Annotated in this window: 19 protein-coding genes; 4 read left to right on the forward strand and 15 right to left on the reverse strand. The window is 75.4% G+C overall.

The features are described from left to right. Positions 1-19: 19 nt before the first annotated feature. The 3 genes from ACI78V_RS17165 to ACI78V_RS17175 are packed head-to-tail and all read right to left on the reverse strand — an operon-like array spanning position 20 to position 2941. On the reverse strand, positions 20-928 hold the full coding sequence (locus ACI78V_RS17165; RefSeq protein WP_456852880.1) for a lysophospholipid acyltransferase family protein: 909 nt from the start codon (positions 926-928) through the stop codon (positions 20-22). Next, positions 913-1689 (reverse strand): glycerophosphodiester phosphodiesterase, encoded by a 777-nt coding sequence (locus ACI78V_RS17170; RefSeq protein WP_456852882.1) that lies wholly within the window; start codon positions 1687-1689, stop codon positions 913-915. Before ACI78V_RS17170 ends, ACI78V_RS17165 begins: the two co-directional genes overlap by 16 nt. 34 nt (positions 1690-1723) lie before the next feature. Next, positions 1724-2941, reverse strand: a complete 1218-nt coding sequence (locus ACI78V_RS17175; RefSeq protein WP_456852884.1) for a MalY/PatB family protein — start codon at positions 2939-2941, stop codon at positions 1724-1726. Between the two features lie 83 nt (positions 2942-3024). Between ACI78V_RS17175 and ACI78V_RS17180 the strand changes: the two genes are divergently transcribed. Next, complete coding sequence (locus ACI78V_RS17180) at positions 3025-3444, forward strand: hypothetical protein (protein WP_456852886.1); 420 nt, start codon at positions 3025-3027, stop codon at positions 3442-3444. A 16-nt stretch (positions 3445-3460) separates the two neighbouring features. Here the strand turns inward: ACI78V_RS17180 and ACI78V_RS17185 are convergent, their stop codons facing one another. After that, positions 3461-3700 (reverse strand): hypothetical protein, encoded by a 240-nt coding sequence (locus ACI78V_RS17185; RefSeq protein ID WP_456852888.1) that lies wholly within the window; start codon positions 3698-3700, stop codon positions 3461-3463. 995 nt (positions 3701-4695) lie between these two features. On the opposite strand from ACI78V_RS17185, the gene ACI78V_RS17190 reads away from it, so the two are divergent. Next, the gene (locus tag ACI78V_RS17190) at positions 4696-5058 is read left to right on the forward strand and encodes a VOC family protein (RefSeq protein ID WP_456852890.1); all 363 of its coding nucleotides are present in this window, start codon (positions 4696-4698) and stop codon (positions 5056-5058) included. A gap of 70 nt (positions 5059-5128) precedes the next feature. Here the strand turns inward: ACI78V_RS17190 and ACI78V_RS17195 are convergent, their stop codons facing one another. The 9 genes from ACI78V_RS17195 to ACI78V_RS17235 all read right to left on the reverse strand — a co-directional run bounded on the left by ACI78V_RS17195 (position 5129) and on the right by ACI78V_RS17235 (position 16103). Continuing rightward, positions 5129-6274: a putative glycoside hydrolase gene (locus ACI78V_RS17195; protein ID WP_456852892.1), complete on the reverse strand. Its 1146-nt coding sequence runs from the start codon at positions 6272-6274 to the stop codon at positions 5129-5131. A 335-nt stretch (positions 6275-6609) separates the two neighbouring features. Continuing rightward, positions 6610-7731, reverse strand: a complete 1122-nt coding sequence (locus ACI78V_RS17200) for a glycosyltransferase (RefSeq protein ID WP_456852894.1) — start codon at positions 7729-7731, stop codon at positions 6610-6612. Beyond that, positions 7728-8861, reverse strand: coding sequence for a glycosyltransferase family 4 protein (locus ACI78V_RS17205; RefSeq protein ID WP_456852896.1), 1134 nt, complete (start codon positions 8859-8861; stop codon positions 7728-7730). Before ACI78V_RS17205 ends, ACI78V_RS17200 begins: the two co-directional genes overlap by 4 nt. Positions 8862-8899: 38 nt before the next feature. Continuing rightward, positions 8900-10336: an oligosaccharide flippase family protein gene (locus ACI78V_RS17210; protein ID WP_456852898.1), complete on the reverse strand. Its 1437-nt coding sequence runs from the start codon at positions 10334-10336 to the stop codon at positions 8900-8902. 73 nt (positions 10337-10409) lie between these two features. Beyond that, the gene (locus ACI78V_RS17215; protein WP_456852900.1) at positions 10410-11429 is read right to left on the reverse strand and encodes a hypothetical protein; all 1020 of its coding nucleotides are present in this window, start codon (positions 11427-11429) and stop codon (positions 10410-10412) included. Next, complete coding sequence (locus tag ACI78V_RS17220) at positions 11426-12532, reverse strand: glycosyltransferase (protein ID WP_456852902.1); 1107 nt, start codon at positions 12530-12532, stop codon at positions 11426-11428. Before ACI78V_RS17220 ends, ACI78V_RS17215 begins: the two co-directional genes overlap by 4 nt. After that, complete coding sequence (locus ACI78V_RS17225) at positions 12533-13789, reverse strand: O-antigen ligase family protein (protein ID WP_456852904.1); 1257 nt, start codon at positions 13787-13789, stop codon at positions 12533-12535. It abuts the gene before it with no gap. 8 nt (positions 13790-13797) lie between these two features. Further along, positions 13798-15285 (reverse strand): sugar transferase, encoded by a 1488-nt coding sequence (locus ACI78V_RS17230; RefSeq protein WP_456852906.1) that lies wholly within the window; start codon positions 15283-15285, stop codon positions 13798-13800. Positions 15286-15458: 173 nt separating this feature from the next. Further along, complete coding sequence (locus ACI78V_RS17235; RefSeq protein ID WP_456852908.1) at positions 15459-16103, reverse strand: LysE family translocator; 645 nt, start codon at positions 16101-16103, stop codon at positions 15459-15461. Between the two features lie 229 nt (positions 16104-16332). Here ACI78V_RS17235 and ACI78V_RS17240 point away from each other — a divergent pair, with 229 nt between their 5' ends. Continuing rightward, complete coding sequence (locus ACI78V_RS17240) at positions 16333-17037, forward strand: M50 family metallopeptidase (RefSeq protein WP_456852910.1); 705 nt, start codon at positions 16333-16335, stop codon at positions 17035-17037. A 66-nt stretch (positions 17038-17103) separates the two neighbouring features. Here the strand turns inward: ACI78V_RS17240 and ACI78V_RS17245 are convergent, their stop codons facing one another. Then, positions 17104-19467 carry a glycoside hydrolase family 65 protein gene (locus ACI78V_RS17245; RefSeq protein WP_456852912.1) on the reverse strand — a complete coding sequence of 788 codons (2364 nt, stop codon included), beginning with the start codon at positions 19465-19467 and terminating at the stop codon, positions 17104-17106. After that, positions 19464-20195 (reverse strand): beta-phosphoglucomutase family hydrolase, encoded by a 732-nt coding sequence (locus ACI78V_RS17250; RefSeq protein ID WP_456852914.1) that lies wholly within the window; start codon positions 20193-20195, stop codon positions 19464-19466. The genes ACI78V_RS17245 and ACI78V_RS17250 overlap by 4 nt, the downstream gene beginning before the upstream one ends. A gap of 178 nt (positions 20196-20373) precedes the next feature. On the opposite strand from ACI78V_RS17250, the gene ACI78V_RS17255 reads away from it, so the two are divergent. Further along, positions 20374-20919, forward strand: coding sequence for a YbhB/YbcL family Raf kinase inhibitor-like protein (locus tag ACI78V_RS17255; protein WP_456852916.1), 546 nt, complete (start codon positions 20374-20376; stop codon positions 20917-20919). Positions 20920-21174 lie beyond the last annotated feature (255 nt).

The following is a 21174-nucleotide window of genomic DNA, read 5'->3' on the forward strand; positions in this document are numbered from 1 at the left end:
ACCGTCCAGCACGGGGTGGTCACGGGATGTCGTCGGGGACGACGCCACCCGGGAACGCCGCGGTCGCCGTCGTCGGCCGGGTCGGGTCCAGGTGGGCCGGCCGGTCGGCCGGCTCACCGGACCGCAACGGCGCCAGGCCGCGGGTGATCGCCGCGGCGATGCGGGTGCGGGCGCGGTTGGCGTCGCCCACCCGCCCCGGACGGAGGTCCTCGAAGCAGACCGGCGGGCCGATGTGCACCTTCAGCGCCGGCTGCCGCCAGAACGCCCGCAGCAGGGTGCGCAGCTTGCCCCAGTCGTTGGCGTACTGCAGCACCTCGTGCGCACCCCACTGGCTGACCGGGATGACCGGGACGTCGGCGGCCAGCGCCATGCGGGCCAGCCCGGTGCGGCCGCGCTCGGGCCAGCCGTCGGGGGACAGGCCGACCCGTCCCTCGGGATAGGCGACGACGTGGCCGCCGTGCGCCAGCGCCACCCGGGTCACCGTCAGGGCGTGCGCGGCGACGTCGGTGCCGCGCTCGACGCGGATGCCGCCGGCCCGCTCCAGCAGGGGACCGGCCACCGGGGAGCGCATGATGCCGCCGGTGACCAGGAACCGCGGCGTCACGCCGGCCCTGTGCAGCGCCACCGCGACGACGAAGGTGTCGAAGTCGCCGATGTGGTTGGCCGCCAGGAGCAGCGGCCCCTCCAGCCAGTCCTCGCGGATCGAGCCGGTGACCTGCATGCGGCCGACGACGCCGGGCAGCCACGACAACGACCGGAGCGCGACGCGCCAGAACCACCACGGCGGGTTCGCCGCGATCGCCAGCTCACGGGCGAACCACTCGGGGTCGTCGGGGCCGAGCAGGTGCGCGACGTCGTCCGGCAGCGGGGGCGGCTTCGGCCGCCAGGCGCGGATCCGCGCGCCCAGGGCGGTCATCGCGGCGCCCACTGACCGCGCTTCTCCAGCAGCTCGCGCAGCATCGCCGGGCGGTCGGTCATCACGCCGTCGACGCCCAGGTCCAGCATCGCCGTCGCCTCCTCCGCGGTGTCGACCGTCCAGACGTGCACCTGCAGGCCCCGGGCGTGCGCGGCGGCCAGGAACCGCTCGTCGACCAGCGCCCGGCCGCCCAGCTGCAGCGGCACCTGGGCGCAGCCGGCCTGGATGCGGACCAGGCCCGCCGCGCGGGGGGAGTACGACGACAGCCGCAACGCGGCCACCCCGCGCGGGCCGAGCGAGGTGCACACCGAGGGCCCGAACAGCCGCCGGGCCGCGGCGATGCGGGCGTCGGAGAAGGACCCCAGGCAGATGCGGTCGGCGACGCCCAGCCTCCGGACCGTGCGGACCAGCGGGGCCAGCACGCCCGCGGCCTTGATGTCGAGGTTGAACCGGGTGTCCGGCCAGGCGCCGAGCAGCTCCTCCAGCCGCAGGATCGGCTCGCGCCCCCCGATGCGGGCCGTGGAGACCTCCGACCACGGCAGCTGGTCGACCCGGCCGGTGCGGTCGGTGACGCGGTCGAGGACGGCGTCGTGGAAGACGATCGGCACACCGTCGGCGGTCACCCGGACGTCGGTCTCCAGGTACCGGTACCCCAGCGCGACGCAGGCCTCGAAGGCCGGCATGGAGTTCTCCAGGTGCTCGATCGCGCCGCCGCGGTGCGCCATGGCGATCGGGGTCGGCCCGTCGAGGAACGCGTAGCGGGCAGGGACCACGCCGACACGCTAACGCCGCAGGCGCCCGCGCCGGTCAGGGCCTCGGTGCGCCGGCCCCACCCGTCTCCTGCGCCCCGCGCGTCCGCAGCGCGACGGCGTCGGCCATGCGCGCGACGATCGCCTCCAGCACCGGCCGGGGAGTGGCCAGGTTGAGCCGGACGTGCCCGGCACCCGGCGCGCCGCACTCGGGGCCGTCGACGAACGCGACCCCGGCGTGCTCGAGGAAGTACGCCCCCGGGGACGTGGGCAGGCCGAGGGCGCGGCAGTCCAGCCAGGCCAGGTAGGTGCCCTCCGGCGGGGTCCACCGCACGTGCGGGAGGTGCTCGGCCAGCAGCTCCCCGAGCCGGTGCCGGTTGCCGTCGAGGTAGGCCAGGACGTCGGCCAGCCACGGACCCCCCTCGGTGTAGGCGGCCGTGGCGGCCAGGACGCCGAGGGTCGAGGCGCCGTGCACGCCGAAGAAGCCGACCCGCGCCCAGTGCTCGGCGTCGGCCTCGTTGGACAACAGCAGCTGCGCGGCCTTGAGCCCGGGCAGGTTCCACGCCTTGGACGCCGACGTCGCGGTGACCGTGTGCCGCGCCGTCGCCGGGGACAGCGACGCGTACGGGCGGTGCACCGCGCCCGGGTACACCAGCGGCGCGTGGATCTCGTCGGCGAACACCCGTGCGCCGGCGCGCTCGACGACGTCGGCCAGGGCGAGCTGCTCCTCCACCGAGAAGACGCGGCCCGTCGGGTTGTGCGGATCGGTGTGCACCAGCAACGCCCCGCCCGCCGCGAAGGCCGCGGCGATGCCGTCGAGGTCGTAGGTGGCCACCCCGTCCCGCTCGATCATCGGCACCTGGACCAGCTCCCGGCCGAGCAGTCCGGGCACCGTCAGGAACGGCATGTAGGCCGGTGTCGGCAGGACGACGGCGCCGCCGGGCGGGGTGAAGTGCTCGATCGCGGCCCGCAGTCCGGCCACGACGTCGGGCAGCGGCGTGATCCACTCCGGCGGCGGGGACCAGCCGTACCGTGTCGCGTACCAGCCGGCGCAGGCCCCGGCCATCGCCGCCGCCGCCTGCGGGGTCAGGTAGCCCAACGCGCCACGGTCCACGGCCTCGTGCAGCACCCGGGCGACCTCCGGAGCGGTCCCGAAGTCCATCTCGGCGACGAAGGCCCCGATCGCCGTCCCGTAACGCGTCCACTTCAGCCCGCCGGCCGCGCGCAGGGCCTCCTCGGTGACGGAATCGAAGTGGGTCCTCCGGTCCTGCGGCACGGCTCTCCTCCCGGCCCGACCGGCCCTCCGCGTGTCGGGCGTGTCCCTCGGTGCTGTCGGTGGGGCCGTCTACCGTGCGCACCGTGGCCAAGCAGCACACCACCCAGGTGACCGACGAGGAGGCGACGACCGGAACCGAGCTCCCCAGCCCGCGGCTGGGGAGCGGAGCCGAGCGCCGCTGCGGCTGGTGCTGCCGGGTGCTCCCACAGCAGGGCTCCGTGGGGCGCCCGCGGCAGTACTGCGGTCAGGCGTGCCGGCAGCGCGCCTACGAGCAGCGCTCGGCGACGGCGAAGGCCGGGCTGTCCGGCGACGTCGTCCTGGTGACCCGGGCCGAGCTCGACGGCCTGCAGGACCGGCTCTACCAGCTGCGCTGCGCGCTGGAGGACGTGCAGACGCTGCTGACCGAGCGGCCCACCAAGGCCGAGCTGGAACGCTCGCTGTCCGACCTCGTGCGCTCCACCGGCCGGCTCGACCGGCTCTGGGTCACCGAGCGCGCCGGCTGACGTCGACGGCCGCCGGTCAGCCGTCCTCCTCCTCGTTGCCCTCGCCCTGCTCGGCACCGTCCTCGGGGTCACTGAGGTCGGGCACGTTGTCCTGGGACTCGTCGGACTCGTCGTTGGTCTCGGTGTTGACGCTCTCGTCGTCGGTGGTGCCGTCCCGCTGGTCCTGCCCGGCTGCCTGGCAGGCGGTCATCGTCGCACCGCCTCCGAACAGCGCCAGGGCGGTCAGCAGGGCAGCGATCGGGCGTCGGAGTTGCATGGCCCGACCCTATGCAGCACCCGGTCGGCGCGCCCGTCGAGCCGCCCACACCGCCGTGGATACGTCACAGTGACGGAATGGCGGGCGGGTCAGCGGACCCGGGGAAGGGGTGGCTCCGCCGGCGCCACCGGCGGAGACCATGATCATCGTCGGGACGGCGGGCGCCGGGGGAGTCGGGACCGCCGATCACCGCGACAGCAGACGAGGACGGCGATCCGGCGGCGCGCCCGGCGAGCCGGACGTCGTCACCGGCGACCGCCTCGGGCGCCACGGGCCACCGGCCGGACGGCCTCGGGCGCCACGGGCCACCGGCCGCACCGCGCCGGCGCCCGCCGAACCCGACCACGGCCGTCGATGACGCCCGGACCGGGACATCGACGGGTCACCCCAGGCTCCCAGGCATACCGCCGATAATGCACATTATGTCAACTCACGTCCGGGGAGAGTCCCCCTATCCGAACACCGGAACGCCGTAGCCGGCGACACGGCGGTCCGCGGTGACCCCACCAGCCGCCGCGCCGCCTGAGCCTTGATCGCCATCTCCCGGGTCGACGCGGCCGACACCGCCACCGCCGTGCCGGGATCCGCGGTCGTCTCCCGCATCGTCGGGGTCAGCCAGTCGTCCACACCCAGGCACCACAGCAGACGTCCGTGTCTCCGGCGTCTCGTCGAGGTCGTCCGCGATGACGACGCGCCCCGCCATCTGCCGGGGACCCGGGGCTCGCTGCGCACCGTCACGGGGACGAGTCGGGCCACCGGCTTGCCGGCCCGGGCGATGACGACGTCCTCCCCGCCTCGACCGCCGGCAGCAGTCGGGACAGCTGCGTCTTCGCCTCGTGGACGTTGACGGTCCTGGTCATGACCCACGGTATGGCCGAGGCTGGCTGGGTCAGCCGCCCCGTCCGCCGGTCCACCGGATTACGTCACTGTGACGATGACTTCCCCGCCCCGGGACCGTCGGGTCAGCGACACCCGTCGGACAGGAGGAACCGCCCGTGCCGAGCACCGTCCGCCCGATCATCGTCACCGCCGACCTCGACCGGCTCCTCGCCTTCTACACCGGCCTGCTGGGCGCGACGCAGGTGATCCGATTCCCCGACGAGGGGCCGGCCTCCTACGTCGGCCTCGCGCTCGGCGACTCCGAGCTCGGCCTGTCCGCCGACACCTCGGTCGTCCCGGGCGACCCCGGGCGCATGCTGCTCAGCATCGAGGTGGACGACGTCGACGCGCGGCTGGCACGGGTCGAGGCGCTGGGCGGTCAGGCACCCGGCCCGGCCAACGACATGCCGTGGGGCCAGCGGGTCGCCCACGTCAAGGACCCCGACGGCAACGTCGTGAACCTGACGCACACGCTCTGACCCCGCAGGGGCAGCCACGGGGCGGGGACGGCCGTCCCTGCCCCTCCGGGCTCCGGCGCCACGGCCGCCATCAGCGACCGCACGGCACCTCGAGGACCGTGCCGGACGTCGGCGGCAGGGTCACCGAACGAGCAGGCTTGCCATCCGGCTGCACCGCACCCTTGGGCGGGACGACCGTGACCGTCGCCTGGGTCGGGTTGACCGCCGCCCACCCCGCGGCGAACCTGCGGGTCCAGGCGCCGGAGGACTCGCGGACGGCCTCGGACGTCGCTGCGCCGATCGGGATCGACATCTCGGGCACCCACTCCGGCTCGCTGTAGTCCCCCGGACCGGTTGTCGACGGAGTCCAGTAGTCGCCGCCGTCACCACGCACGAGGACGCTGGCGTAGCCGTACGACAGGGCCCGGGAGTCCCCCGCAGCGGCCCGGGTCACGGTGAGGGTGACGCCGGGGGCCGTCAGCTGTCCGGTCTGGGTCAGCCAGCCGGTCTGGCCCCAGTCCCACAGGAACCCGCTCCCCGGGTCGGTCCCCCAGTGCACGAAGTTCTCCTCCATGCCACCGCCGAACGCCGTGTGCGACTCCCACCGCCCGTGCTGCAGGCGGGCGTCGGAGGTGTTGGGGACGAGCAGCTTCCCCCGGTCCTGCAGAGCCCGTCCCGCGCGGGTCACCAGCTCCTGCAGCCCCTCCTGGAGTCGGGCATCGGTCTCGGCTGCTGACGTGGTGCCGGCGACCACCGCCGCGTCGTACCACCGCAGCGTGGCCAGGTCGTTGTCGGCGAGGACGCCGTCCCAGCCGCCCGAGACGACCTCCTCGACGACGTTGTCGACCCAGCGCTGCTGGTAGGCCGGATCCCACACGGCCATCTGCCAGTGCCCCGGGTAGGGGTCCCACTCGATCCGCGCCCCCGCGTCGTCGAGGGCGAACCAGGAGGGATCGGCCTCGCCGTGGCCCACACCGGTCGGCGGGAGCGGGCCCGTGTGGTAGCTACGGGTGCTGGCGAGGTCCTTGTAGACGAGCACGACCACGGAGGGGTCCCGCTGCTTGAGCCGCTCGAGGGCCCAGGTCTCCCAGGGGTTGAGGACGACGACGCCGTACCGGGATGCCGCGTCGTCGATCTCCTGCTCCGTGGGCCGGTCGCCGATGGCGTACCACAGACCACGCCGCACCAGGGGCTCGGCGACGGCGGCTCCGGCGGACGGGCGGCAGGTCGCGGACACCGACGGATCCGTCCCGGGGCCGGAGCCGGAGGCGCTGGGCACGACGACGAGCGCAGCCGACAGGACCGCTCCCCCCGCGCGCCACACTCGTCGGGTCCTGAGCAGACGGTTCACATCACCAGGTATCGGCGGGTCCGGCCCTCTCCTCGATGGCCCGTCCGGGTGACGCGCCGGCGGTCCCGGCTCCTCGGGCGGGCCGCCCGCCGGTTGCCGTCGCGGAACCCGTCTCACAGCTCGTCCTCACGGCATCGGCTCGTGCGTCCTCCTCGGCGTCCCGGTGCCCGGTCGGATCCGACCTCGGTGGGCGGGCGCCGGGCGGCAGTGGAGTTCTCCCGTCACCGGTGCCGGTCGTCTCGTCGATGCAGCCCGAGCAGCTCCTGGTACACGGCCTGCATCCGGGCACCACTGACCGACAGGCTGAAGTGCTCCACGACGTGCCGACGAGCTGCGGTGCCCTCGCGGTCGGCCGCCGCCCGGTCCCGCAGCCGGACCCCCACGGCCTCGGCGAGCGCGGCGGGGTCCTCGGCCGGCACCACCGCCCCCGTCCCGGGCGGCACGGCCTCACGGGCTCCGGCGACGTCGGTCATCACGACGCTGCGCCCGCTGCTCCCCGCCTCCAGCGGGACCAGGGCCATCCCCTCCCAGCGGGAGGGGACCACGACGACGTCGGCCGCCGCGTACCAGTCCCGGGGGTCCCGGCTGTTGCCGGCGAGGACGACGTCCGGCTCCGCGACCGCCGAGAGCCGCTCGCGCCACGGCCCCTCCCCCACCAGCACCAGCCGAGCCCCGGGCACCGCCGCCCGGATCGCCGGCCAGGCCCGGAGCAGCACGTCCTGGCCCTTCTGCTCGCTGAGCCTGCCCACGCAGACGGCGACCGGCCCGTCCCCCAGGTCGAGCCGGGCGCGGGCGTCCGCGCGGTCCTGCGGCCGGAAGCGGTCGGTGTCCACGCCGTTGGGCACGACGCGCACCCTGCCGTCCAGCGGTACGCCCAGGGCGACGGCCTCGCGACGCTCGGCCTCGCTGACGCAGACCACCCGCCGGGCCCACCGCAGCGCCCAGATCTCCCAGGCCAGGGTGGCCCGCCGCAGGGCTCCCCGGACCGCCAGGAACGACCAGGCGTGTGGCTGGAAGACCGTGGCGACCCTGCCCCGCAGCGCCAGGCGGCCCGCGAGCCCGGCCTTCGCGCTGTGCAGGTGGACCACCGTCGGGTGCAGGTCGCGCAGCACCCGCCGGAGGGCGGCCGTCTCCCGGGCGACGGCCGGTCCCGGGTTCCGGCCGGCCGCCCAGGGGACGTGCCGCGCCCCGCCGGCGACGGCTTCCGACGCCAGCCACCCGTCGTCCGGGCAGACGACGGTGACCTCGAGCCCGGCGGCCACCTGGTGGCGGACCAGCCCGACGACGCAGCGGGCCACGCCCTCGGTGGTGGGCTGGGTGACGTGCACCACGTGGACGGTCACGACTGCTCCCCCAGGAGCTCCGTGTACAGGGCCAGGTGCCGGTCCCGTGCGGTGTCCACCGAGTACCGCTCCCGGGCGAGGGCCGCCGCTCGCGTCCCCCACTGCCCGGCGTCCCCGCCGGTGGTCAGCTGCTCCAGCGCACGGCGCAGCGCGGGGACGTCCTCCGGGGGCACGACGATCCCCGCGCCGGCCACCATCTCGGCGACCCCCCCGACGTCGGTCGCGACGACCGGCTTGCCGGCTCCGAGGGCCTCGATGAGCACCAGCGGCTGCTGCTCCATGGCCGACGGCAGCACGAAGGCGTCGGCCTCGGCCAGCAGGGCCGGCACGTCAGTGCGGAAGCCCAGGAACTCGACCCGCCCGCGCAGCCCCGAACGGGCCGCGAGCGCCTCGAGGTCTGCCCGCTCCGGCCCGTCGCCGACCACCTGGAGCGTCACGTCGGGCGGCAGTGCGGCGGCCGCCAGGGCCTCGAGCAGGACGTGCACACCCTTGCGGCGCACGAGCAGCCCGACGAACAGCAACCGCCGCACCGGCCCCCGCGGCACGGTCGCCGGAGGGAGTGGCAGGCCGTTGTCGATGTGGACCACCCGGCCGGCGGGGACCCGTAGCCGCTCCCGCAGGAACCGGCCCATCGAGGAGGCGGGCACGACGGTGCGGGTCACGGTCCGCGCGACCACGGCGTCCGCGGCCAGGACGGTGCGCGTGTACCGCGAGGGCCCTCCTCCGCGCCCTCCCCGGAACCACGGTTCGGCCACGTCGTCGGGCACGCCGTGGTAGGTGTGGACGACGGCCCGCGGCCGGCCTCCGCCGGGTCGGCCCCAGGCGGCGCCGGCGCAGACCAGACCCGAGCGACGGTCCTGCGCGTGGACGACGTCGGGCTGCCACTCGAGGAGCCGGCGCCGGGCCCGCCGGATCGCCCCCGCGGCGCCCTTGCCCTCGACCAGGACCTCCGTGTGGAGGTGGGCCACCCGCTCGGCGCCGCGGGCCGGGCGCGGGCCGAACAGCCGCACCTCCCAGCCGGGCACCTTGCTCACCGCCAGGGCCAGTTCCACCGTGACGTCCACCGGGCCGCCGCGGTCCTGGGTGAGGAGGTACGCCAGGCGCCGGGGCGCCGCCGGGCCACTGCTCATCGTCGGGCTCCCTCCGTCGACCGATCCACCGGGGATGCTCACCGTCCCGCGGCCGCGCGCAGGTCCCGGACCAGGGGCCGGTCGACGAGGACCAGGACGCCGCAGTAGACCCCCACGACGAGGACCCCGGTGAGGGCTCCTCCTACCAGCGAGGCCGCGGGCGGGAGGAGGCCGGACCAGCGGGACGCCTCGTGGACGGCGGCGACGACGGCGGCGGCGACCAGGGGTCCGAGCACCACGCGGCCGAGTCCGGGCCCCAGCAGCCCCGCCCCCGCGAGCATCACGGCGACGACGACGGCGGCGACCGTCACCGCGCCGACCTGGGCCCAGGCGACCCCCACGATGCCGAACCGGACCAGTGCGATCGCAGCGGCCAGCAGGACGACCACGTGGACGACCTGCGCCCGGAGGTACAGGCCGGGGCGGCCGGATGCCCGGAGGGCCTCGTGCCCCATGAGCACCGCCCCGAGGAGGACGCCGTACAGGCACAGCACCCGCAGCACCGGCGCGGACTCCGCCCACCGGGGGTCGATCACGACGATGCGGTCGGCGAGGAGCGCGAGGGCGGTGTACGCCCCGCCGGTCGTCGCCAGCACCACGTGCAGGAAGCGCAGCACTGCCGGTGACATCGCTCGCTCACCCCCGGTGGCCATGAGCCGGGCGTACAGCGGGAAGGCGACGCCGCCCAGCACGACGGCGCCCATGACGTAGGGCACGAAGGCGATGCGGAAGGCGAAGGAGTAGACGCCGGTCGCCGCCTCCCCCAGGGCACGGGAGATGACGACGTAGTCGAGGTTGAGCAGGACGAGGCCGAGCACCGCCCCCGGCCCGGTCACCGCGGCCCACCGGGCGGTGCTCCGGGCGTGGGGTCCCGACCACCGCAGGGGCACCCTGATGCCGACGGCCAGTCCCAGCAGCGGGGCCAGCACGGCGGTGGTCACCAGCCCGGCGACCAGCGACCACTCCCCCAGGCCCGCCGCGGCGGCGAGCACGGTGACCGCCGCGCCGACCAGCGCGCTGCCGGCGTCGGGTACGAGACGTCGCCGGAAGTCCAGGTTCCGGTGCAGGTAGGCCATCTGCACCCCGGCCAGGGCGGTGAACGGCAGGCTGAGCACCGCCACCCGCAGCAGGTCGGCCGCGCCGGGCGCGCCGACCAGGCCGGCGATGCGGGGCGCCAGGGCCGCGGTCACGAGGGCGATGACGGCGCCCGCACCGACCGACAGCGAGGCCACCGTCCCCGCGAAGCGGCGGGGGTCCTCGGAGGTCCGGGAGATGACGTCGTACACACCCGCGGACTGCAGGACCAGCGCGAGGTTCACCACCGCCACGGCGACGGTCACCGTTCCCAGCTCACCGGCGGTCAGGAACACGCCCAGGGCGAGGGTCACCGCCACCTGCGAGCCCTTGCTCAGCAGGTTGACCAGCCCGAGCCAGAGCGCTCCGCGCGAGGCTGCGCCCGCCAGTCCCCGGTTCACCGGCGGCCCCGCCGACCGTGGTCGTGTCGGGGAGCGTGGCACTGCCGGGGAGCGCCGGCACCGCCCGGGTCGGTCACCGCGCCACCACCGCACCGAGTTCGTGGCCGGAGTCCAGGGCCGCGAGCAGGGCCGACGTGAGCTCCTCCGCGCTCGTGCGCCGCAGCCGCACCGTGACGACCGCCGGCTCGGCCGGCACCGCCTCACGGACGCGGTGGCGCGCGTCGGTGGTCACCCGGCCGTTGACCCTCGCAGACGCCCCGTCGTCGCCGGCCACGGTGACCGGTCCGGGACCCCGCTCGGCGGCGCGCCGGGCCAGCCGCTCGTCGATCGCCGTCACGACGCCGTCCTCGGCCCCCGGACCGGCCGGGAAGGAGCGGATCCGGGTGGCTGCCGGGGCCCACGCGGCGAGCCGCGAGACCAGGACGTCCACCCCCTGCTGGCCGCGCCCGACGGCGACCACCGGCACCTCCGGCGTGGCCACGGTTCGCACCACCTGCTCCACGTCGGCGACGGTGAGCAGCCGCGGACGCAGCACCTGGACGGCGGCGACCGCGAGGAGCCCCACGACGACCGCCGCCAGCGCGCCCAGGCCCCCCGCGAGCAGCGGGTCCGGCTCCACCTGCGTGGGCGCGACGTCGACGTCACCGAGCACGGTGAACGTCGCCACCGGCGCGAGCAACGCGCTGTCCTGGATCTGGCCGACCACCGCCCGCAGGATCGCCGTCGTGGTCTCGGGGCTGTCCCCGGTGACGGTCACGCGGGCGACACCGGAGGCGGGGACCAGCTCGACCGCGACGGACTCGGCGAGCGTGGTGGCGTCCAGCTCCGGCAGCCGGGTGGCCAGGCGGTCGAGGACCGGCGTCGACACCGCGACCTCGGGCAGCGCCGGCATGACCGAGCTCACGACGGCGCCGTACTCGGGGGCTGCCTCCGAGGTGCCGGCGACGGGGGTGGCCACGATGCCGACACGGGCCTGGTAGACGGGGTCGCGGGTCAGCAGCAGGGCCAGCACGAGCGCCATCGCCGCGGCGGCGGCCAGCAGGGCGGGGACGAGCGCTCGGCGCAGCGCCGCCAGGGCCTGGGAGCGCGTCACCGGGCCACCCCGGGGACCGCGGGCGCCGCCCCGGTGACCAGGTCGCGGAACAGTGCGTCGTACCGCCGCGCCATGCGGAGGGGGTCGTGCTCGGCGGCGATCCGCTGCTTCGCCGCCTCCGCCGCGGCCGACCGGGCAGCCGCGTCCGTGAGCAGCCGCTCCAGGGCCGCGGCGAGGGCGTCCGGCGAGCCCGGCGGCACCAGCAGCCCCCCGCCGTCGCGCAGGGTCTCGGTGAGGCCGTCGACCTCGGTGGCGACGATCGGCCGCGCGGCCGCCATCGCCTCCAGCACGAAGACGGGCAGGCCCTCCCAGTCCGAGGCGAGCGTGGCGACGTCCGCGGCCGCGAGCAGCCTGGGGACGTCGGTGCGGTTGCCGAGCAGCCGCACCCGGTCGCCCAACCCCAGCTCGGCGTGCAGCGCCTCCAGCGCCGGCCGGTTGGGCCCGTCGCCGGCGACGAGGAGGACGCAGTGCTCGGGCACGCGCGCCCACGCCCGCAGCAGGACGTCGTGGCGTTTCTGGTCCACGAGCCTCGCCGCGCACAGGGCGACCGGGGCGTCCGGCCCCAGGCCCAGCTCCCGACGGGCCTCCGCGCGGTCCGGGAGGGCGGGCGCGGTCACCGCGTTGGGGATGACGACCGGCGAGCGCCGCAGCCCGGCGGCCCGCAGCCGGCCGGCGATCGCCTCGCTGACCGTCACCACGGCACGGGGCGCCGCGCTCAGCAGCCGCGCGGCGGTGCGGTAGTCCTCGGCGGCCACACCGTGGAACACGGTCACCACCGGCACGCGCGACCGCCGGGTCAGCTGCGCCAGCGTCACCGCCGCCGTCACCCCGACGTTGTGCGCGAGCACCACGTCGGGCCTGGCGTCCACGAGCGCGCGGCGCGTCGCCACGACGGCGCGGGCCAGCCCCGCGGGCCGGCGACGTGACAGCGGCACGCGGTGGACGTCGGCCAGCCCGTCGCGCACGAGCTCGTCCTCCCGGGATCCCCCGGCGCTCGCCACGGACGAGCGCCACCCGACCTCGGGTCCCCGTCGGACGAGCTCGACGACCAGGGACTCCGCCCCGCCCGTGCCCATCTCCCCGATGGCGTGCAGGACGTGCATTCACCCGCTCCTCTCCCGGCTGCGGCTGCGCAGGTCGACCGCTGCCGCGATCGCCAGCCCCGCCCACAGCGGCATGTAGTACTGCTCGGACAGGAAGACCGAGCTGACGCACACGGCGAGCAGGCTGCCCTGGACGGCGAGTGCGGCGAGGACACGAGTGTCGCCGAACGCGGCCCCCTCGGCCCGGCGCCGCCGGATCGCCTGCTCGCTCGCGACGACCGCGGCCACGATGCCACCGACGAAGAGCAGCAGGGCCGGTGCCCCCAGCTCGGCGCCGACCTCCAGGTACATCTCGTGGGCGACCGGGGTCAGTTCGGCCAGCTCGGCGAAGCCCGAGTACTCGACGTAACCGCCGCGGAAGCCCCCGGGTCCCACCCCCAGCAGCGGGTTGTCCGCCAGCATGCGCGCCGCCGCCTGCCACCGCAGCAGGCGGGTGTCGACGTTGCTCGCGGCGATGTACTGCTTCTGGTCCAGTGCCTGGCGCACCACGTCCTGCGCCAACAGCAGGATGGGCACCGCGAGGGCGGCCAACAGCGCTCCGGCGGCAGCGAGGAAGCGCGCCGGGACCAGCCCCCGCGCCAGGCCCCAGGCGAGGACGGCCGTGGTGGCGAGGATCCCGCCGCGCGACAGCGTCGCCAACGCTCCCACGAGCAACAAGGCCAGGACGGCCCCCCAGGCGACCGCCGCCGCGGGCCTGCCGGCCCTGCGGACCGCCAGCAGCACGATGGGGACGGCGGCCGTGATCACGTAGGCGAGGTCGTTGGGGTCCTCCAGGGGACCGGTGGCCCGTGGCGAGCCGAGGAAGGCGAAGCTGACCACGGCGCCGAGGGCGCTGGCCGCCGCCCCGGCGACCAGCGCGTACAGGGCGACCCACGGGTCGACGTCGCGGGTCAGCACGTCGACGAGGGCGACCACGAGCAGCAGGAAGGGCAGCCAGCGTACGGCGTACATCAGGGCGTAGCCGTTGTCGAGGTTGACGGCGGTCGACGCGAGGACCAGCGGGATGAGCCCGACGGCGCACCAGGTCACGGGGTGCGAGACACCGATCGGCCGGTCGTGCACCAGCCGGTTGCCCAGCCAGGTGACCAGGAACAACGCCGGCGCCAGCTTGCCGAGGTTCGCGTCGACCTCCTGCACGTAGCCCTCGAGCGGGGCCAGGGCCAGTGTGGCCACCAGCGTGACCTGCAGCAGCCTGGCCCCTGCCGCCGGCACGCGGCGCTGGTCGGCCGGCTCCGGTAGGGCCCGAGCGGCGGGCACGTGCGCGGTCAACCTCCCTGCCGTCGCAGGACCTGGCCCACCGTCTTCGCCACGATCTTCATGTCCAGCCAGGGGGACCAGTTCTCGATGTAGTAGTTGTCGAAGCGGGCGCGCTCCTCGATGGACGTGTCCCCCCGCAGTCCGTGCGCCTGCGCCCAGCCGGTGAGGCCGGCCGGCACGCGGTGGCGGGCGGTGTACCGGGGGATGTGCGTGGCGAACTGCTCGGCGAAGTGCGGCCGTTCGGGCCGGGGCCCCACGAGGCTCATGTCGCCCCGCAGGATGTTCCACAGCTGCGGCAGCTCGTCGAGCGACGTCGTCCGGATGAACCGCCCGACCGGGCCGAGGCGGTCGTCGTGCTTGATGTTCCAGTTCGTCTGCGACTCGGTGTCGTCGACCGGCTTCAGCGACCGGAACTTGAGCACGTCGAACGGCCGTCCGTCGACGCCGACCCGCTGCTGCCGGAAGATGATGCCGGGTCCGCCCTCGTACCGGACCGCCAGCGCGCAGAGGGCCATCACCGGCGACAGGACGATGAGGGCGCTCCCGGCGACGACGATGTCGGCCAGTCGCTTGGCCTTCCACCACGGGCTCCGGAAGGCCGCTCTGCGGACCCGGACCAGCGGGATGCCCCACACCTCGTCGACGTAGCGGTTGACGTTGTGCAACTCGAACAACCGGGGCACCAGGAAGACCTCGACGTCGAGCCGGTCACAGGTCCGCAGGATGTCGACGAGCTCGTCCTCGCCGGCCGACCCGAAGGCCACGATGACGTCGCGGATGGCGTGCTCGCGGATGACGCGTCCGAGCTGCTCGTAGCCCCCCAGCACAGGCGCGGGGAGCATGGCCGGTTCGTGTGGTGGCGGCGCGGAGTCGACGAAGCCGACCGGGTCGAGGCCGTACTCGCGCCGGTCCTGCAGGGTGCTGGCGAGCCGGACGCCCACCTGCCCCAGCCCGACGATGAGCGTCCGGTGTCGGACCTTCTGCCGGCGTCGGGCCCGTCGCACGACGGTGTAGGCGACGCGCCGCACGACGAGCACGGCGGCCAGCAGGACGAGCGCGTGGACCACCTGCCGGGACGGCGGGTCGACCCTCGGGAAGACCGGGATGAGCGCCAGCTTGATCGCGAAGCCCACGAGCGACGCCGCGAGCAGGTACGGGAGGTCGTCCAGGAGGGAGAGGTTGAGACGCGACCGGTAGAGCCCGGCCACGTAGAACACCACCAGGTTCACGCCCAGCACCGCGATGTGGACGGGGGACGTCGGCCGGGTGATGAGGGTGGCGACGACGAAGGCGAACACGTCGCCGAGGACGAGGTAGGGGCGGACACCGCCGCGCAACCACCAGGGCTCCGGGTTGCGCCACTCCGCCTCGAGGGGCAGCGCGACGGGCTTCCCACCCGGCCCGTCGTCGGACGCCAGGACGTGGTCCCCCGGGCCGGCGACCCGGGGGACCACGTCCACGTCAGGGCCGGCGGCCTCGTTCGCCTGCTCGGTCACGGCACCTCCCGCGTGTCGGCCACGACACGCTAACCGAGGGGCTCCGGGGCCGCCCGTGCAAGGCGTGGTTGCATCTGACCCGGTCAGGACATCGCCATCCGACCGGGTGAGCGCCACGGCAGCCCGTCTGGTCCGCCGCTCCCCGTGGCAGCCCCGCTCGCTGCCCGACGGGCTCAGCGAGTGGATGCGGCGACGCGGACCCCCAGGGCGATGAACACGGTGCCGCTGACCGCCTCCAGCCGCCGCCGGACCCGTGGCCGCCGGAACCACGCCCCCGCGCGGGCCACGCCCGCGGCCAGGCCGAGGTAGAGCCCGGTCTCCAGGGCGATCTGCAGCAGCCCGAGCAGCGCGGTCGTGGCGAACACCGGGCCGTCGGCCGGCACGAACTGCGGATAGAAGGCGATCATGAACACGGCCGCCTTGGGGTTGGCCAGCTGCACCAGCAGGCCCTCGCCGAACGCCGTCCACCACCGCCGCCGTCCCAGCGGAGCGGGAGGCGGCGCCGGGACGTCGGGCGCCCGGCGGTCCCGCCACGCCGTCCGCCAGGCCCTGACGCCGAGCAGGAGCAGCACCGCCGCCCCGACGACCCGCAGCACCAGATAGGCGACCTCCGACGCCGCGACGAGGGCGGCGAAGCCGGCGCCGGCGAACAGCGCCCAGGCGTAGAGGCCGAGCTCGAGACCGAGCACGGTGGGCACCGCGCCCCCCAGGCCGCGCAGGGCCGCCCGGCGGAGGACGAGCGCCATCGCCGGCCCCGGTGAGGCCGAGATCAGCACCACGGCCAGCACGAACGCCGGCAGCGACCCCAGCAGGTCCACGGTGCGATGGTGTCAGCCGGGCGGCCGGGCGGGCGACCGGTTTGTGCGGCCGCCCGGCCCCGCCCGTCACGCCCCGCCGCGCCGTCCCGGAACCCCGCGTCGGGGTTCCCCCCGTGGTGGTCGTGGGGTTGGTCCTTCCGTTGTGATCGTCATAGCTTGTTGGGGATAACGGTCGAGTGGCGGTGCGTCCGTCGGCCGGTTCCCAGGGCGCTGCGGTTGACTGCCGGCCGTGGACGTCGTCGAGGGGTTCTGGGTCCGCGTCACCACCCCGGTCCCCGACCTCCCGACGCCGGTGCTGCTGGCCGCCCTGGCCGCGTCCGCACTCGTCGTCGGCACCCCCGCGCTGTGGCGGCCGGCCCGGAACGTGGTGACCATCGCCCACGAGGGCGCGCACGGGGTGGCCGCGCTGGTGACCGGACGGCGGCTGGCCGGCATCCGGCTGCACTCGGACACCTCGGGGCTGACCGTCTCCGCGGGCCGGCCGACCGGCCCGGGGATGGTCCTGACCTGCGCGGCGGGCTACCTGGGCCCGGGCCTGTTCGGTCTGGGCGCTGCCGCGCTGCTGGCCTCGGGGCACGCCGTCGGGCTGCTGTGGGCGCTGCTGCTCCTGCTCGCCCTGCTGCTGGTGCAGATCCGCAACTGGTTCGGCCTGTGGTCGGTGCTGGCCACCGCCGCGGTGGTGGCCGCGGTGACCCGGTGGCTGCCTCCGGACGGGCAGGCCGCCTTCGCCGCCGCGGGCACCTGGTTCCTGCTGCTGGCCGCCCCGAAGACGGTGGTGGAGCTGCAGCGGGCCCGCCGGCGGCGGTCGGCGCCGGACTCCGACGCCGACCAGCTCGCCCGGCTCACCCGCCTGCCCGCGGTGCTGTGGGTCGGCCTGTTCCTGCTCGTCGACGTCGGCGCCCTGCTGCTGGGCACCTGGTGGCTGCTCGTCTGACGCCTCCCGGCCCGCCTGCAGGGTCCCACCGCGAGCGTGCGCGTGGTGGGGGGCAGGAGGGGCCTGCTACTTCCGCCCGCGCCGCCGGGGGGCCGCCCCGACCGGCTGGCACACCGGCTCGACCTCCGGCGCCGGCGGGATCTCGGCCACCACCTCGTGCTCGCCGACGGTGATCCGCCGGCCGTGGTGGTGGACGTCGAGCGGATCGCCCTCGGAGAGCCGGTAGGTCGCCTCGGTGGGGGTCACCGTCACCAGCAGGCAGCGGCCCTGGTAGTTGAGCCGGAACCGCAGCCGGGTGATCCGCTCGGGCAGCCGCGGGGCGAACTGCAACCGCCCGTCGTGGTCCCGCATGCCGCCGAACCCGGCCACCGCCACCGTCCAGCCCCCGGCCAGGGAGGCGATGTGCAGGCCGTGCCCGGAGTTGCCGTGCAGGTTCTGCAGGTCGGTCAGCGTCGCCTCCCCCCAGTAGTCGTAGGCCAGCTCCAGGTGCCCGGTCTCGGCGGCGACCACGGCCTGCTGCGTGGCCGACAGGGAGGAGTCGCGCACCGTGCGCGCCTCGTAGTAGGCGAAGTCGGCGACCTTCTCCTCGTGCGTGAAGGCGTCCCCGCGCAGGTGCAGGGCCATCACCAGGTCGGCCTGCTTGACCACCTGCTTGCGGTAGATGTCGTAGTACGGGTAGTGCAGCAGCAGGGGGTAGCGGTCCGGCGGCGTGTCCTCGAAGTCCCACTCCTCGTGGTGGGTGAAGCCGTCGGATTGCATGTGCACACCCCGCCGGGTGTCGTAGGGCACCGCCATCAGCGAGGCCGCCCGCAGCCAGTGGCTGACCTCGTCCTCGGTGACGTCCAGCCGGCCGGCGACGTCGGGCTGGCGCTCGACGGCCGCGGCCGCCTCGCGCAGGTTCCGCTGTGCCATGAGGTTGGTGTAGACGTTGTTGTCCACGACCGCGGTGTACTCGTCGGGGCCGGTGACGCCGTCGATGCGGAAGCCGTGCTCGTCGTCCAGGTGGCCGAGGGACGCCCACAGCCGTGCGGTCTCGATGAGCAGCTCCGCGCCGTGGTCGCGGTCGAACTCCTCGTCGAGGGTCGCGTTGTGGTAGCGGACGACGGCGTCGGCGATGTCGGCGTTGATGTGGAAGGCGGCCGTCCCCGCGGGCCAGTACCCGGAGGTCTCCTCCCCGCGGATGGTCCGCCACGGGAAGGCCGCGCCGCGCAATCCCAGCACCCGGGCGCGCTCCCGGGCCAGCTCCAGCGTGGAGTGCCGCCAGCGCAGGGCGTCGCGGGCGGCCTGGGGCGCGATGTAGGTCAGGGCGGGCAGCACGTAGGTCTCGGTGTCCCAGAACGTGTGGCCGTCGTACCCGGGCCCGGTCAGTCCCTTCGCCGGGATCGGCTGGCGCTCGCCCCGCAGGCCGGCCTGGAGCAGGTGGAACACGCCCACCCGCACCGCCTGCTGCAGCTCCTCGTCACCCTCGATCTCGACGTCGGCGTGCCGCCAGTGGGCGTCGAGCACCTCGCGCTGCTCGCGCAGCAGCCGCTCGAAGCCGGCCAGCTTCGCCGTGGCCAGCGCCCCCTCGACCTGGTCGCGCAGCGCGGCCGCCGACCGCCGGGAGGACCACCCGTAGGCCAGGTACTTCACCATCCGCACCGCCGAGCCCTGCGGCACCCGGGCGGCGAGGGTGAACCGGGCGAGGTCCTCCCCCGCCTCCATGTCCTCGGTGTGGGTGTCGGGCACGTCGATGACGTGGTCCATGCCGGCGGCCATGCGCAGCCGGCTGCGCCGGGTGCGGTGCACGAGCACCGCCCGCTGGCCACGCCCCACGGCCAGCTCGTTCACCAGCGGCCGGGCCAGGGCGGCGGCGGCACGGGGGTCGTCGCCCTCCGAGCCGCTGTCGACCGGCTCGTTGGCCAGCAGGTCCGACTGCAGCGCGACGTAGAGGTCGCCCTGGCCGTCGGTGCACTCCACCGCGTACTCGATGGCGGCGATCGACCGCCGGCGCAGCGAGACCAGCCGGGTGCTGGTGACCGTCACGGTGCGGCCGTTGGGCGAGCGCCACTCCGTGGTGCGCCGCAGCACGCCCCGGCGCAGGTCGAGGGAACGGCGGTGGGAGATGATCTCGCCGTAGGCGAGGTCCAGCGGGGTGTCGCCGACCAGCAGCCGGATCAGCTTGCCGTCGGTGACGTTCACGACGGTCTGGCCCTGCTCCGGGAAGCCGTACCCGGCCTCGGCGTAGGGCAGCGGCCGCTCCTCGAAGAAGCCGTTGAGGTACGTGCCGGGGATGACGACCGGCTCCCCCTCCTCGAACGAGCCGCGCATCCCGATGTGCCCGTTGGCCAGCGCGAACACCGACTCGTGGACGGCGAGCGAGGCGTGGTCCAGGCCGATCTCGGTCAGCGACCACGGCTCGACCGGGAACGTGGGGCGTCCCTCTGTCATCCCCGCACCTCCAGCAGCTGCTCCAGGTCGGTGACGACGACGTCGGCGCCCGCGGCCGCGAGTGCGTCGCCCTGCCCGACCCGGTCCACCCCCACGACGAACCCGAACTCCCCCGCCCGGCCGGCGGCCACCCCGGCGAGGGCGTCCTCGAAGACCGCTGCCTCGGCGGGGTCGACGCCCAGCGCCTGCGCGCCCGCGAGGAAGGTGTCGGGGGCCGGCTTGCCGCGCAGCCGTCGCTCGCGGGCGACCAGGCCGTCCACCCGGGTGTCGACGAGCTCGGCGAAGCCGCCGGCGGCCACCACCTGCCCCCCGTTGGCCGAGGCGGTCACCACCGCGGTGGCCAGCCCGGCGTCCTTCACCGCCCGCAGGTAGCGCACCGAGCCGGGGTACACCTCGACGCCGTGCTCGGCGAGCTCGGCGAGCACCAGTTGGTTCTTGCGCAGGCCGACGCCGTGCACGGTCTCGGCGTCGGCGGGGTCGCCGGGCTCCCCCTCGGGGAGGGTGATGCCGCGGCTGGCGAGGAAGTCACGGACGCCGTCGAGCCGGGGTTTGCCGTCGACGAAGCGGTTGTAGTCGTCCTGGGTGAACTCCGGGGCGGCCGGGTCCCGGCGGTGGAGGAACTCGTCGAAGGTGCGCTTCCAGGCCGCCATGTGGACCGTCGCGGTCCGGGTCAGGACGCCGTCGAGGTCGAACAGGCAGGCGCGGATGGAGCCGGGGAGTCCGAGCACGGTGCGACGCTACCGGCGCGGGCCGCCGCCCGCCGCGCCGGGAAACGTGCTGTTCACCGACGCGCGGCCGCGATCGCCGGTGCCTAGGGTCGGGAGCGGGGACCCGCTCCCCCGCGGCCCGCGCTCCCCGGCCGGGGACGCCGTCCGCACCCGTCCGAGCCGAGGAGAGAGGACCACCATGGCCGAGCGTCCGACGCCGCCCAGCCCCTTCGACTTCCTGCCGCAGGTACCGGGCTTCGAGGTCACCAGCACCGACTGCGCCGACGGGCAGCCGCTGGACACCCCCCACGTCAGCGGGGTCATGGGCGCCGGCGGCGAGGACCGCTCACCGCAGCTGTCCTGGTCCGGCTTCCCCGAGGGCACCCGCAGCTTCGCCGTCACGGTGTACGACCCCGATGCCCCGACCCAGAGCGGCTTCTGGCACTGGGCGGTGGCCAACATCCCCGCCTCGGTGACCGAGCTGCCCAGCGGCGCGGGCGACCAGGCGGGCTCCGGCCTGCCCGACGGCGCGGTGCAGCTGCGCAACGACGCCGGGTTCCCCGGGTACGTGGGCGCCGCTCCCCCGGCCGGCCACGGTCCGCACCGGTACCTGATCACCGTGCACGCCGTCGACATCGAGAGGCTGGACGTCACGCCGGACACCACCCCCGCCCTGCTGGGGTTCAACCTGTTCGGTCACACGCTGGCCCGCGCGACGCTGGTCGCCACCTACGAGCAGCGCTGACCCGATCGGGCGACACGGGCTGGACGCAGCGCGAGCCCGCGGCAGCGGTCCGCTGTCGACACGCGCCGCGTTGTTGAAGCGTGAAGTTCCCGGTCGGGGCGGGCGCACCATGGACCCATGGCGACAGCAGCGTCGCGCCGGTTCGGTCCGCGGACCGCGGGCGCGCTGCCGGTCGTCGCGCTGGTCCTCCTGCTCGTCCAGTTGACCCTGGTCCGGCCGGCGGGGGGGGGGGGGGCGGGGCCGGCGGCCGCGGTC

Source organism: Geodermatophilus sp. SYSU D00742, from assembly GCF_054049935.1.